The organism is Sediminicoccus rosea (assembly GCF_033547095.1).
GTDB classification, from domain to species: Bacteria; Pseudomonadota; Alphaproteobacteria; order Acetobacterales; family Acetobacteraceae; genus Roseococcus; species Roseococcus rosea.
This window is the reverse complement of sequence record NZ_CP137852.1, coordinates 4,731,942-4,745,554: the sequence shown is the minus strand read 5'-3', so window position 1 is coordinate 4,745,554 and position 13,613 is coordinate 4,731,942. Positions and strand designations below refer to the sequence as shown.

Here is a 13,613-nt window from a genome sequence, read left to right as displayed (position 1 = left end):
CGCCTACCAGGGTCGCGGCAGGCCGCGCCCGTCGAAGATCACGCGCCCGGTGCGCCCCACCGGGCAGGCCTTTTCCGGCTCGAAGGGCGGCAGGGCGATCCTCAGCAGCGCGGTCTGGCCGGGCGTGCGCGTCGGCAGCGCGGCAAGGTTCCCACCCTCGCGCGCCTCCGCCTCGCCCTGGCGCCCGACGACCATGCCGCGCCGCTCCACCGCCTCGCCCGCCAGGCGGAGTCGCGCGGTGCTGCCCGGCGGCACATGCGGCAGCGCGCTTTGCGGTACCGAGGCGAGCAGGAAGGCGCTGCGGCAATCCACCAGCTCGGCCAGGATCTCCTCGGGCAGGACGCGCTGGCCCGCCTGGGTGTGCAGCCGCCACAGGATCAGGCTCCGCGGCGGCGAGATGACGGCGCTGCGCCGCGCCTCATGCAGCTGCCGCTCCTCGGCCAGGCGGCGCTCCGCACGGTCCAGCGCCGCCTGCTGCAGGCTCAGCTGGCGCATCAGCTCGTCGCGGCGCAGCGTGAGCTCATCGAGCCGCTGGTCGGCATAGGCGGCGCCGGTCTGGCCTGGCTGGGTGAAGGCGCCGAGGCGCGCCGCCGCGGCCTGGCGCTGCAGCGCCAGCATCCGCATGCCTTGCGCCTCCGCCTCGCGCCGCGCGATCTCCAGCTCGGCTTCGGCGCGTTCGCGCGCGGCGAGGCTGGCATGGCCGCCACGCGCGAGTTCGCCGGCGCGGGCCGCATCCCGCGCGGCCCGTTCGGCGCGGGCCAGCGCCGCGCTGCGCAAGGCTTCCGCCTCGGCCAGCCAGGCCTGGTTCTCCTCGGCCAGCACGTCCCGGTGCAGGGCGGCGCGGGCGCGCAATTCGCCGGCCATGGCCTCCAGCGCGCGGATCTGGCCGATCAGGGCATCCACCTCCATCCGCGCCCGCTCCCCGTCCTGCTGCGCATCCAGCACGCGGCCGCGATCGGCCTGCATGTTCTCGATGCGCGCGAAGGCCAGCCCGTGCGGCAGCTCGGCGCCCGGCTCCCCCACGAGGTCCGTGACCTCGCCGCCGATGGGCGACCGGACGGGCAAGGTATGGGCCGAGATCACCGCATGGGCGGTGGAGAGCGTCAGTTGCTGGTGCAGCATGCCGGCGACCGCCGCGCCCACCAGGACGAGTGCCAGCAGCAGGCGGCCGCGCCGCGCCAGGAAGCCCCGGCGCGCGGGCAGCGGCGCCGCCGGGGGCAGGCTGAGCCCCGTGGTGGCGCGGCTCATCGCTTCGAAGGCCTCGGCACGCGAGGTTCCGGGCGGTGAGATATCGGGCATTGGGTGAAGTCCGGCGGCGGGCGGCGCCTCTTTTGCCGCGACCTCGGTAAATCAATCGTGACCGAGCGCCGACCCGGCGGTCACCAGGTGAAGCCCGCATAGCCCCGCCGCAGCGCATCGGCCCGGCCTTCGCGCGTCACCTCCCAGAGCGGGCTGTCCACCGCCAGGCGCTGCCCGCCGTCACGCTGCACGGGGCGCAGGTTCAGCGCGGCGCGGTTGCGCGTGGTGAGGCCGAAGAAGTCGAAGGGCACGCGGACATAGATGCCCTTGTCGAAGCTGCCCTCGCCGAAGCGCGCGTAGCTGACATTGGTGAAGGTGGCGAAGCCGCCCACCTCGATGCCGCTGTCGAAGCGGCGCCCCATCTCGATCGTGCCGCCCCAGTCGCCCGCGAGATACCGGCCGCCGCGCAGGGTCGTGTAAAGGTTCCACACCGGCAGATCGAGGTAGAGCGAGGCCTGGCCGGTCACGACGGAATAGCCGAGCGTGCCGATGTTCTGCGTGTATTGCCGCTGCGCCACCCAGTTCAGGTCGAGGCCGATGGCGAAGGGGCGGTCGCGCGGGCGCCAGAGCACCTCGCCGGAAATGCCGCCGAACATCGGCTCCAGCATGCCCGCCGTGACGCGGGCGAAGACGTCGCGCGCGGGCGTCCAGATGCGCTCGGCATAGAGGGCGGGCATGGTGGTGGTGTTGGCGCGGGCGTAGCGCGCGAAATCGCTGCGGACATGCGGCAGCACGCTGTCGCTCGGCAGGCCATCGGCGAAATTGCCGGCGAAGGCCTGCTGCACCGCGCCGGCGATGGCGGTGTTCCAGCCGATGTCGAGCCGCGCGCCGGCGGTTGCGCCCAATTGCCAGCGCACCGCCGTGTCGGGGTCGCCCACCATGATGTTCAGCGCGGGCGCGATGCCCCAGGTCAGGCGCGGCGGCGCGGCATAGGCGGCGGTCGGGCTCGTCTCGTCCCAGGCGGGCAGGAGTTGCGAGGCATGCAGGATCTCCTCCGCGCTGCCCATGGCGCGGCCCTGCGCCTCGAAGGCGCCGCGCAGCGTGACCAGGCGGGCGATGACCACGCCGTCGCGCTCCCAGATCACGCGGATGCGCTCGATCTGCGCGGGCAGGATAGGCTGGGCCGCGCGCACCACGCGGGAGGTGACTTGCGCCAGGGTGCGATATTGCCCGCCGGAGACGGCGATATGCGCCTCGTCCCCGCGCAGGTCGAGCGAGATGGGCAGGAAGCTCTGGGCGCGCAGCGCGGGAAAGAGGCGGCGCGCCAGCACGGCGTTTTCCGTCGCCTCGCCCTCGGCATCGTCGCGCCCCATGCGGATCTGCCCCTCGAAGCCGGCCGAGGCGGCGAGCAGGCGTTCGCGCCACCCACGCAGCGGCTCGGGCGGTGGCGGCGGCGCGCCTTCGACGGGGCGGGGGCGCATGGGGGGCGGCGGTTCGCGCGGCAGGTCCGGCGGCGCGTTGGGATCGAGCCGCAGCGAGGCGCGCACCAGGAAATCCGTGCCGTAGAGAAAGGAGGCGCCGATATCGAGATAGGGGTTGGGCTGCCAGTTCAGGCCGATGTTCACGCGGCTCGCCGCCTCGCCGCGCAGGTTGGTGGTGCGGGTGGGATAGCCGCCGCGCTCGTCGCGCAGCGCATCGGCCGAGTATTCGATCTTGGCGCGCAGCCCCTCGATCGGCCCCCAGGGGGTGGGGATCGGCGGCACGGAGTATTCGAGGCCGGCGAAGATGCCGGAATAGGGCCCGCGGAACAGGCTGTTCCAGGCGACCGTGCCGCCCTGGCCCACGCTGCGTGGCCGCGTGCCGAAGCCGGCCGGGCCATAGGTCAGCGGGTTCGTCACATCCTGCCCGGAAGACAGCCGGCCCCAGCCCATGCCGAGCGTCGCGTCGAGCGACCAGAAGCGCTTGGAGGCGACGATGTATTCGCCCTGGTAGATGCCGGTGCCGATCACGTCCTGCAGGCCGATGGCCAGGGCCGGTCGCCAGGCGCCCTCCTCCCAGACGCGCAGCTTGATGTCGAAGGCGCGGTCGGTCGTGGTGCCGCGGCCGGTTGTGCCGTTCAGCCGGTCGCTCAGCCGGAAGGTGGTCTCGAGGAAGGGCAGCGCCTGGAAATTGATGAAGAAGAAGTCCCGCTGCCGCCGCCAGGACATGCCGCCCTCGATGACGCCATCGGGGCGGAAGCGCGCATTGGGCATCTCGAGCAGGCCGACGCGGCCGAAATTGGAACCGGTGGCGGGGACTTCGTCGAGGGCACGGGCGGGGGCGGCGAGCACCAGCAGCCCGGCCAGGATGGCTGCCGCCCCACCACAACCCGGCCGCATGGCGGCCGGCGCGCCCAGACCGCGCGTCACGTCAGCGTGCCAGCGGTGGCGCGACGCCAAGCCGGCGCCCCGCACGCGGTGCCATGGCCTTCCCACCCGGCCGCACGGAGGCCGGCGCGCCCGGCGTTTGGGGGGCAGAGATCAATTCCCTCCCCGGTAGATCACGGCCAGCGCGGCCGCCGAGATCGCGAGTTGCCCCGCGATCTGCGTCATGTCGCGCAGGAAGCCCCAGGATTCGAAGGGCGAGGGATCATTGGGCACGATCACCAGGCTGCCCGGCGGCACCGGCGGCCCGCCCTGCTGCCAGGCGCCGAGGCCGGCCGGCACCGAGGTACCGTTGGGCAGCACGAGGAAGGCGCGCGAGGGGTCGGCGAAGCGCTGCGTGCCGCCCGCGGCCCGCACGTACTGGCTGGCCCGCCAGCCGCTGGTGAATTGCAGGCTGCCAGGATTCTGCACCGCGCCCACCACCGTCACGTCGTTCGGCCGCTTGGGCATGACGATCAGGTCGCCCGGCTCCAGCAGCACGTCCAGTTCCGGCCGCCCGGCGAGCACGACGGGATTGGCCTCCACCACCATGCGACCGGCGGCGGGGATGTTCCGCAGGCTGGCGGCCAGCTGCTGCCCCGCGGCCACCGCGCCCGAGACATCGGTGCCGCGGCCGCTGCTGCCGACCACGGCGGTGCCGGCGGCCACCTGCATCAGGCCCATTTCCAGCTCGCGGGCGGTGCGGTTGAAGCCTTCCTGCTGGCGCGCGCGCGCCGCCTCGCGCGTGAAGACGGCGCCATAGGGATAGGCCTGCGGCGTCAGCCCGCCCGCGCGGGCGATGACCTCCGAAAGGCGCTCGCCGCGACGGATGTCGTAGACGCCGGGGCGCAGGAACTCGCCCATCAGCGTGACGGGGCCGTTGTCGCGGTCGCCGAAGCCGCGCGGGATGCGGACGCCGTCGCGCGGGGAGAGGCGGACGGCGGCGAAGTTGCGGCTTCGCAGGTCGAGGAGGGTGCGCGTGAGCGGGATGGCGCTGGTCTGGTCCGAGGGCTCGCGCGTCAGTTCGACGCTGGAGAGGTCGGCCGTGTCGGTCAGGCCGCCCGCCACGGCCAGCACCTGATCCAGCCCGGTGCCGTTGGTGATGGGATAGAGGCCGGGCAGCCGGCCCTCGCCCGTCAATGTCATGGCATTGTCGAGCAGGTAGGTGAGCAGCGCGGGATAATCGAGGAAGACCTGCGGGCAGGGTGCCTCGCCCAGCCGGCGGAAGCCGCCGATCCGGGCATGGGCGAAGCGCTGCGGCGAGGACCGCGCCGCGATCTCAAGCTGCGTCAGCGCGGCGCAATCAAGGCCGCGCGACGGATCGGGGCCGGCACCGGGGGGCGTGGGCATGCCCGGCGCCGGCGCGGGAATCACGCTGGGCAGCCCGGCCAGCAGGCTCGCCGGCTGGGGCGGGGGCGTGGCGGGCGGGGCGATGCGCGCCTGGGCCGCGTTCAGCCGCCCGCGCTCGGTCTCGTCGAGCAGGGCCCATTGGACCGTGGGGCTGGAGAGCCAGAGCACATCGGCGAGCGAGAGGATGATGACCTCGTCGCCCTCGGCCAGATGCACATCGGCGCGGCCGGCCAGCACGGCCGAGAGGTCGAAGGGCTGGAAGCGGCGGCCGCGGGTGCGCGCATCGGTGCGCAGGATGACGGCCATGCGGGCATAGGGGTCGGGCCGGACGATGCGGCCATCGCCGAGCAGCCCGCGCAGGCTGGCGCCGCGCCCGCCCAGGGCGCGCGTCAGCGGCTGCGCCACATGGCCGGTGAGGCGGATATTGTGCGCCTGCACATCCGTGCCGGGCTCCACCAGCAGCAGGTCGCCCCGGCGGAGTGGCGATTGCAGGCCGATCTCGCGGAAGGCGCGGCGGCCCTCGCCATCGGTGGTCTCCAGCAGGAAGCGGTTGCCGGAGGGGCGCAGCGCATCGCCCGCGAGGCGCAGCATGGTGCCGAGCGGGGATGAGCCGCTGCCCGGCGGCAGCTCATAGATGGCGGGGCGCGAAACCTCGCCGCCCAGCGCCACCACGCCGCCGATGGGGGGCACCAGGATGCGCTCACCCTCGCGCAGCGTGAGATCCGGCGGCTCGCCCTCGCCGGCCAGCACGGGGTAGAGGTCCAGCACGCGGCGGCCGCGCGGGCCCTCGACGCGGATGGCGCGCAGCGTGCCGGATTTCCGCACACCCTGCGCCGCCACCAGCGCGTCGAACACATTGGCGAGCGGCGAGAGGGCGACGACGCCCGGGCGCTGCACCTCGCCGCCCACGAAGATCGTCACCTGGCGCATCTGCCGGACGGAGATGAAGACGTCGGCGCCCGCCAGCTCGCGCTGGGCGCGGCGGCCCAGTTCCTCGCGCAGTTCGCGCAGCGTGCGGTCGGCCGCGGCGAGGGGCGGCAGGTTGGGCAGCAGCAGCATGCCCTCTCGTGACACGCGCAGGGTCAGGTCCTGGCTGGTGCGGCCGCGGAAGCTGATCACCAGCTCGTCATCGCGGCCGATGATGTAGTCCTCCGGGATGGCGCCGGAGGCCTGGTTCAGCTGCTGGCCGAAGGCCTGGCCGGCCAGCGCGCCGGGCGGGTTGGTGCGGAAGCTGTCATAGCCGAATTGCCGGAGCGGCTGCGGCGTCATGGGCATGCGCGCGGCCGGGGTGGCGGCGGCGAGGGAGGCGGGCTGCGGGCGGCGATTCTCGAAGAACTGCTCGATGGGCGAGAGCGGCTCATCGGTCGCGGCCGGCGTCGGCGCCGGCAGGCCGAGGCTGGAGAAGGGTGCCGGCTGCGGTGCGGTGGGGCTCTGGCTGCCCAGCGTGCGGCCGGCGCCGGCATCGAGCAGCCGCTGGAGGATGTCCTGCTGGGCGCTGGGCGGCAGGGCCTGCAGCGGCGCGCCGCCGGGCAGGGTGGAGGGCAGGGCGGGCGGGCCGATCAGGGAGGGGGCGTTCTGCGCGGCCGCGGGCAAGGCCAGCACCAAGGTCCAGAGGGCCAGGACGCGGGCATGCTTCAACGAACGGGCTCCCCATTTTGGCGCAAGAACAGAAATCGAAAATTTAGTTATGAAAAAATAAGATGCATTATTTGCAACCATGCGGCGAAGCCTCCCCTCCTCGTCAAGCCTCTGGATTGCAAAATTGGATGCTGCTCGCCGTTTGGGGGCGCGGCCTGTGGCTTGGTCGCTGCTGGGCCGCGGCCCCTGGGCGCGTGGCTGGCTCCGCTGGCGGCTGCGCGGGGGCCTCCCGCCGGATGGCGCGGACCTCATGGCGGGGCCGGATGTGCGGCCGCTCTGGGAAGCGAATCGCTGGGCTGAACTGCCGCGCCTGGCGCTGGCTGGGCAGGGGCGGGCGATTCCCGACCGGGTCGCGGCTTGGTTTGCCGCCAACCCGCCCTACCGGGGTGTGAACTGGGCCTGCGGGCAGGAGGCGGCCTTGCGGGTCCTCCACCTCGCGCTTGCCGCGGCCCTGGCCGGCACGCCCGCGCCCGAGGCGGCGATGCGCGCCCTGGCGCGGCGGATCGGCGCCAACCCCGCCTATGCCTGGGCGCAGGACAACAACCATCCGGTCAGCGAGGCCTGCGGCCTGCTGATCTGCGGCCTGGCGCTGGGCGAGGGCGGGCTGGCCCGGCGCGGCGCGCGGCGGCTGGATGCGGCGGTGGCCCGGCTGGTGGCGGCGGATGGCGGCTTCGCGCAACTGAGCCCGGCCTATCACCGGATGCTGCTGGACGTGGTGGCGGTGACCGAATGGCTGCGCCGCCGGGCCGGTGGGCCCGAGGCCGCGCCCCTCACCCTCGCGCGCATGGCGGCGGCGACGCGCTGGCTGCATCGCCTCGCCTGCCCCGTCACCGGGCGGCTGCCCCGCATCGGGCACCAGGATGGCTCGCATGTGGCCGACCTGTCCGCGGCGGGGCCGGATGACGCAAGCGCCAGCCTGGAGCGCGCGGCGCGGATCTTCTGCGGCGCTTCGGCCGGCTGGCCGGCGGATGCGGGCTGTGCCGCCCTCGGCCTCACCCTGCCGGCCGCGGTGCTGGCGGCGGAAGCGGATTGGGAGGCGGGCGGGTTGCTCGGGCGGCGCTTCGGCCGCTTCCGCGCTATCCTGCGCGTCGGCCCGCTGCGCTTCCGCCCGGGCCATGCCGACCTCCTGCATCTCGATCTCTGGCGCGAGGGGGAGAACCTGCTGCGCGATGGCGGCACCGGCGCCTACAACCCGGCCGACCCCGCCTGGTTGGACTATTTCCAGGGGGCGGCGGCGCATAACGGCATCGCCTTCGATGGCGAGGACCAGATGCCGCGCCTTGGGCCCTTCCTCTTTCACCACTGGCCCGAGACCGGCGCGCTGCCCGGCGGTGGCTGGTGGCGGGACCATCGCGGCCGTCGCCATGCCCGGGTGCTGCGCGCCGCGCCCGGCGGGCTGGCCGTGGAGGATGCGGTGTCAGGTCCCTTCCGCGAGGCGCTGCTCCGCTGGCGGCTGGCGCCGGGGGACTGGACGCTCGGGGCCGAGGGGGTGGCGGGGGCGGGGATGCGGCTCAGCCTTTCGGCCGATGGCCCCATGGCGCTTCGGCTGGTGCGGGGGATGGAAAGTCGCGCCTATGGGGAGGTGTCGCCCTTGCCGGTGCTCGAGGCGTGCATTTCCGAAACGACCTCCCGCATCACGACACATATCCATAATTTATGATCCCATAGGTTGCATTTCCTGCATCTCCGCCCCCATCCTGCCTGCACGACGTGAGGCCATGATGGCGCTGGACGCTTTGCTCAGGGAGGTGTGGCGCCAGCGCATGGGCATCCTGCTCTGCTGCGCCGTGGTCTATGCCCTGGCCGCGACGTTGCTCTGGAACTGGCCGCGCAGCTTCGTCGCCACCGCCATCGTGGCGCCCTCCGAGACGACGGGCATCGCCACCTCCTCGCTGCTCACGCCCTCGGCCTTCCTGCAGCCCTCCCTGCTCGACCAACGGCCGGGCGGCAATTTCGCGGTCTATCTGGCGGCCCTGCGCGCGCCGGAGGCGGCCAACGTGCTGGCGCGGGACACGCCACTTCTGGCGCAAATCGAGGAGCGCCGCGCCGCCCTGCCGCTCGGCCCGATCCGCCGGCTGCTGGGCCTGCGCCTGCAGGCCGATACGGATGATGCGCTGCGCTTCCTGGAGCGCAACTTCGGCGCCACCCCCTCGCTCACCTCGGTCACCTGGACGCTGGAGCTGGTGCACCGGGACCGTGATTCCGCCCTCGACATGCTGCAACGGCTGCATGCCCAGGCCGAGGGACGGGTTCGCGAAACCCTGGCCGAGCTGGCCGGACGGCGCATCGCGGCGCTGGAGGCGCGGCTGCGCGTCGAGCCCGACCTCTTCCTGCGCAACAGCCTCTATGACCTGCTGGCGCAGCAGCAGCGCGCGGCGCTGGTGGTGGCGGCCGACGAGGCGGCGGCGGCGCGGCTCGTCTCCGTGCCGATGGTGGAGATCCGCCCCTCGGTGCCCAACCGGCCCCTGCTGCTGGTGCTGCTCGCCATCGTGATCCCGGGTGCCGTGCTGCTCGCCGTCACCTGCCGCATCCTGCTGCGGCCGCCCTTGCCGTCCGCGCTGGCCCCCGCCTGGCGACCGCCCGCCGAGCCCGCCCCGGCCCGCAAGGAGCCGGTGCTCACGCGCCTGCCGGGCGGCGACGGCGCATGCTGAGGACGGCGCCGCTCTTCGCGGCGCTGGCGGGGATGGCCGGCGCGGTGCTGCATTTCGCGGGCGCGCTGAAATCCACCCAGGCCGTGGCGAACCTGACCTTCGACATCACGCTGGTCGCGCTGCTGGTGCTGCTGGCGCTGCTGCCGGTGCTCGTTCTGGGCCGGGCCTGGCTGGTTTCGCGCGGCCTCGGCCCCCCGCTCGCCGCCTGCGGGCTGCTCTGGGCCTGGTGGGTGCTGGCCGCGACCTGGAGCCCATGGGGGGAGGGCGTCGCGGACCGGCTGCCGGAGATCGTGCTGGCGGGCCCGCTGATGCTCGCGCTCGGCCTGCTGATCGGCGCGGATCCCGCGGCGCGGCGGGTCTTCGCCGTGGCGGTGATCGGCCTTGGCGCCTATGTCGCGGCCGCCATCGCCTGGGGGCTCGCCACCGATGCCGTGGTGCTGGGCGGGCAGGTGGGTGCCGACCCCTACCGCGTGCGGGTGCAGTATCAGGTGGCCGGGCTCTCCATCGCCTGCGCGGCGGGGCTGGTCGCGCTGCGCGCCACGGCGGCGCGGGGGTTGTGGGTGCCGGTCTGGCTCGCGCTGCTGCTGGCACTCGCGGTGGGCGTGCTGCTGCCGGGCGGGCGGGCGGCGCTGCTGCAACTCGCCGCCGTGGTGGCGCTGGCGCCCGCCCTGCGCTGGCTGCTGGAAGGCCGCAGGGCGGCGGCGCTGGGCTGGATCGCCCTCGTGGCAGCGGGGGGCGGGGCGGGGCTCGGCCTGCTGCTGCTCGATCCCGGGCGCGCCGAGGACCTCGCCACGCTGGAGCGCCTGTTCCGCCCGGGCGGCGGGCAGGATTCCGCGCGGCTGATCCTCTGGGGCGAGGCCTGGCGGCTGGCGGGGGTGGCGGGCCTTGGCCCTGGCGGCTTCCCGCCCGCCATCGGCGTCGGCCAGGATCGCGGACTGCACCCGCACAACCACGCGGTCGAGGCGCTGGTGGAGGGCGGTGCGGTGGGCCTGCTGCTCTGGCTCGCCGTCTTCGGGGGCGCGCTGCTGCTCGCGTTCGCGCGGCTGCCGCGCGTCGCGCCGGAGCGGGCCGCGGTGATCCTCGCGCTGACCCTGCCCGTCGCGATGACCGCCATGGTCTCGACCGACCTCGGCAACCGCATGGTGTGGTTCGCGCTCGGCCTCGTGCTCTCGCTCGGCGTGGAGGCGCGGGATGCCTGACGGCGAGGCCTATCGGCGCTGGGGCAAGCGCGGCTTCGACGTGCTGGGCGCGGCGCTGCTGCTGGCGGCGGGCCTGCCGCTGCTGCTGGGCACCGCGCTGGCGGTGCGCGTCATGCTCGGCCGGCCCGTGCTGTTCCGGGAATGGCGCGCGGGGCGGGACGGCGTGCCGTTCCGCATGGTGAAATTCCGCAGCATGGCGGCCGGGCCCGGCAGCGACGCGCTCCGTCTCTCGCGCTTCGGCCGCGCCATCCGGGCGCTGGCGCTGGATGAATTGCCGCAGCTCTGGCTGGTGCTGCGGGGCGAGATGTCGCTGGTCGGCCCGCGCCCCCTGCCGCTGGACTATGTGCCCCTCTACACCCCGCGCGAGGCGACGCGGCTGGCGGTGCGCCCCGGATTGTGCGGCCTCGCGCAGGCGGAGGGGCGCAACGCCGTGCCCTGGCCCGCGCGTCTCGAATGGGATGCGCGCTATGTGGAGCGTGTGACGCTGCGCGGCGACCTCGTGATCCTCGCGCGTTGCGCCGGGCTGCTGCTGAGCGGCCACGGCGCGCATGCGCCGGGCGAGGCGACCATGGCGCCCCTCACTTCAGCCAGAGGGGGTCCTTCAGCTTCGTGAGGAAGGCCTGGAAGGCTTCCTCCTGCTCGGGCGTCGGCTGCATGGGGCGTGGCGTGCGCGGCGCGCCGGCCTCGCGCAGGATGGTCTGCACCACGGGCGCCGAGCCGAGCACGAGGCCCGGCTGCCGGCCGCCCTTCAGCTCCAGATAGACCTCGGCCAGCAGCTTCACGTCGAGCAGCGCATTGTGCGTCGTGCGCTGCGAGAGATCGATGTTGTAGCGCCGGCAGAGCGCATCCAGGCTGTTCTGCGCGCCGGGGAAGGCGAGGCGCGCGAGCGCCAGGCTGTCCACCATCCGCGCGGGGTCGAGCGTGGGCCGCTTGCAGCGGAACAGCTCGGCATCCAGGTGCTTGAAGTCGAAGGGCGCGTTGTGCGCGACGATGGGGCTGTCGCCCAGGAATTCGAGCATCGCGTCGGCGATCTCGGCGAAGCGTGGCTTGCCCTCCAGGTCGGCGCGGGTGAAGCCGTGCACGCGCGTGGCTTCCGGCGGCACGTCGCGTTCCGGGTCCACCAGCGTGTGAAACACCTTGCCCGTCGGCATGAGGTTCACGATCTCGATCGCGGCGACCTCGATGACGCGGTGGCCCTCCAGCGGCTCGAAGCCGGTGGTCTCGGTGTCGAGGACGACCTCACGCATCGCGCATCTCCCGCGCCTCTTGCCGTACCGCGGCATGCACGAGGCGCCGCACCCGGGCCTGGGCGTGATGGCGCGAGAGGCCGGTCGGGATCACCACATCGGCGCGGCGGCGCTTCTCGGCATCGGGCATCTGGCGGGCGAGAATGGCGTCGAGCCGCGCCTTGGTCATGCCTGGGCGCAGCAGCACGCGGCGGCGCTGCACGGCGGCGGGTGCGGAGACGACGAGGATGCGGTCGAACTCACGGAGGTCACGTCGCGTTTCGAACAGCAGCGGGATGTCGAGCACGACGATGCGCGTGCCGCGCCCGCGCCAGCGCTTGAGAAAGCGCGCCTGCTCGTCGCGCACCAGCGGGTGGATGATGCGCTCCAGCCGCTTCAGCGCCTCGGGCTGGCCGAGCACCGCGCGGCGCAGCGCCTCGCGATCCGTGGCGCCGTCACGCTCGGTTCCCGGGAAGGCCCGGGCGATGGGCCGCACCGCGCGGCCGCCCCGGGCCTGCAGGGCATGCACCGCGGCATCGGCGTCGAAGACCGGGACGCCCAGGCGCTGGAAGGCGCGCGCCGCGGTGGACTTGCCCATGCCGATGCTGCCGGTGAGGCCCCAGACCTTCATCGCGGCGGGATGTCCGCGGCGACGATGCGGCGCAGTTCCTCATCCACCACCGGCGCCACGCCGAACCAGGCCTCGAAGCCGGGCCGCGCCTGATGCAGCAGCATGCCGAGGCCATCCACGCCCAGCAGCCCGCGCGCGCGGGCGGCGGCGAGCAGCCGCGTCTCCAGCGGCACATAGACGATGTCGGCGACGACGGCATGCGCGGGCAGGGGCGCGAGATCCAGCTCCAGCGGCGGCTGCCCGGCCATGCCGAGGCTCGTGCTGTTCACCAGCAGCGCGGCGCCTTCGAGCGGCGGCATGGCGCTGACGGCGATGTTCCCGCCGAGCGCCCGGGCCAGCGCCTCGGCGCGCTGCGGCGTGCGGTTCACCAGGGTCAGATGCGGGCAGCCCGCGTCGAGCAGCGCGGCGGCGATGGCGCGCGCCGCGCCGCCCGCGCCCAGGATCACCGCCGGGCCGCGCCTCGGGTCGTAGTCAGGCAGGGAGGCGAGGAAGCCGAAGCCATCCGTGCAATCGCCGGTGATGCGGCCGTCGCGGAAGACCAGCGTGTTCACCGCGCCGGCGCGATGCGCGCGGGGCAGCACCTCGTCGCAGACCGCGAAGGCGGCCTCCTTGTGCGGGATGGTGACGTTCATGCCGCGGAAGCCCGCGGCCATCAGGCCGCGCACGGCCGTGGTGAAATTCTCGGGCGCGATGGGCAGCGGCACATAGGCCGCATCGAGCCCGTGCCGCGCGATCCAGGTGCCATGCAGCAGCGGCGAGCGCGAATGGGAGACGGGCCAGCCCGCCACCCCCGCCAGCATGGCCTTGCCTGTCAGAATGCGGCCCGTGACCATCAGCCGGTCAGCGAGGGAACCAGCGTCGCCTGCATCGCGGCGCAGAGGCTCTCCGAGCCATCCTCGGCCCGCATCCAGACCTCGGCGCGCGCCACGGTCAGCGTGCGGCCGAGCTTGAGCACCTCGGCCCGGGCGATGGCCAGCACACCACGCGCGGGGCGCAGGAAATTCACCTTGAGCTCCGCCGTCAGCACCTCCTGCCCCGGCGGCAGCAGGGAGAGGGTGGCATAGCCGCAGGCATTGTCGGCCAGCGTGGTCAGCACGCCGGCATGCAGGAAGCCCTGCTGCTGCGTCATCGTCTTGCGGAAAGGCGCCTCGATCACGCAGCGGCCCGGCGAGACGGAGGCGATGCGCGCCTCGATCACGCGCATCAGCCCCTGCTGGGCGAAGCTTGCCTCGATGCGGGCCTGGAGGTCCTTGTGCGGCATGCTCATCTTTCGGTCT

The 13,613-nt window shown here is 73.8% G+C and carries 11 protein-coding genes; 4 read left to right on the top strand and 7 right to left on the bottom strand.

The window, feature by feature from the left end; genetic code table 11:
- Positions 1-3 precede the first annotated feature (3 nt).
- The 3 genes from R9Z33_RS22865 to R9Z33_RS22855 all read right to left on the bottom strand — a co-directional run bounded on the left by R9Z33_RS22865 (position 4) and on the right by R9Z33_RS22855 (position 6,629).
- On the bottom strand, positions 4-1,299 hold the full coding sequence (locus R9Z33_RS22865) for an HlyD family efflux transporter periplasmic adaptor subunit (RefSeq protein WP_318648882.1): 1,296 nt from the start codon (positions 1,297-1,299) through the stop codon (positions 4-6).
- 80 nt (positions 1,300-1,379) lie between these two features.
- Entirely contained in the window at positions 1,380-3,647 is a 2,268-nt protein-coding gene (locus R9Z33_RS22860; RefSeq protein ID WP_318648881.1) for a YjbH domain-containing protein, read from the bottom strand.
- A gap of 111 nt (positions 3,648-3,758) precedes the next feature.
- Positions 3,759-6,629, bottom strand: coding sequence for a polysaccharide biosynthesis/export family protein (locus R9Z33_RS22855; protein ID WP_318648880.1), 2,871 nt, complete (start codon positions 6,627-6,629; stop codon positions 3,759-3,761).
- 157 nt (positions 6,630-6,786) lie between these two features.
- Here R9Z33_RS22855 and R9Z33_RS22850 point away from each other — a divergent pair, with 157 nt between their 5' ends.
- From R9Z33_RS22850 to R9Z33_RS22835, 4 genes are all read left to right on the top strand, one after another.
- Positions 6,787-8,289, top strand: coding sequence for a heparinase II/III domain-containing protein (locus tag R9Z33_RS22850; RefSeq protein WP_318648879.1), 1,503 nt, complete (start codon positions 6,787-6,789; stop codon positions 8,287-8,289).
- A 61-nt stretch (positions 8,290-8,350) separates the two neighbouring features.
- Positions 8,351-9,280 (top strand): hypothetical protein, encoded by a 930-nt coding sequence (locus R9Z33_RS22845; protein WP_318648878.1) that lies wholly within the window; start codon positions 8,351-8,353, stop codon positions 9,278-9,280.
- The gene (locus R9Z33_RS22840) at positions 9,274-10,479 is read left to right on the top strand and encodes an O-antigen ligase domain-containing protein (RefSeq protein ID WP_318648877.1); all 1,206 of its coding nucleotides are present in this window, start codon (positions 9,274-9,276) and stop codon (positions 10,477-10,479) included. Before R9Z33_RS22845 ends, R9Z33_RS22840 begins: the two co-directional genes overlap by 7 nt.
- Positions 10,472-11,092 carry a sugar transferase gene (locus R9Z33_RS22835; RefSeq protein ID WP_318648876.1) on the top strand — a complete coding sequence of 207 codons (621 nt, stop codon included), beginning with the start codon at positions 10,472-10,474 and terminating at the stop codon, positions 11,090-11,092. Before R9Z33_RS22840 ends, R9Z33_RS22835 begins: the two co-directional genes overlap by 8 nt.
- Here R9Z33_RS22835 and dnaQ read toward each other — a convergent pair.
- The 4 genes from dnaQ to R9Z33_RS22815 are packed head-to-tail and all read right to left on the bottom strand — an operon-like array spanning position 11,058 to position 13,603.
- Positions 11,058-11,726, bottom strand: a complete 669-nt coding sequence (gene dnaQ / locus R9Z33_RS22830) for a DNA polymerase III subunit epsilon (RefSeq protein WP_318648875.1) — start codon at positions 11,724-11,726, stop codon at positions 11,058-11,060. The two genes, R9Z33_RS22835 and dnaQ, sit on opposite strands and share 35 nt — an antisense overlap.
- On the bottom strand, positions 11,719-12,336 hold the full coding sequence (gene coaE, locus R9Z33_RS22825) for a dephospho-CoA kinase (protein WP_318648874.1): 618 nt from the start codon (positions 12,334-12,336) through the stop codon (positions 11,719-11,721). Before coaE ends, dnaQ begins: the two co-directional genes overlap by 8 nt.
- Positions 12,333-13,169 carry a shikimate dehydrogenase gene (locus tag R9Z33_RS22820; RefSeq protein WP_450104016.1) on the bottom strand — a complete coding sequence of 279 codons (837 nt, stop codon included), beginning with the start codon at positions 13,167-13,169 and terminating at the stop codon, positions 12,333-12,335. The genes coaE and R9Z33_RS22820 overlap by 4 nt, the downstream gene beginning before the upstream one ends.
- Positions 13,169-13,603: a PaaI family thioesterase gene (locus R9Z33_RS22815; RefSeq protein WP_318648873.1), complete on the bottom strand. Its 435-nt coding sequence runs from the start codon at positions 13,601-13,603 to the stop codon at positions 13,169-13,171. Before R9Z33_RS22815 ends, R9Z33_RS22820 begins: the two co-directional genes overlap by 1 nt.
- Between the last annotated feature and the right edge of the window lie 10 nt (positions 13,604-13,613).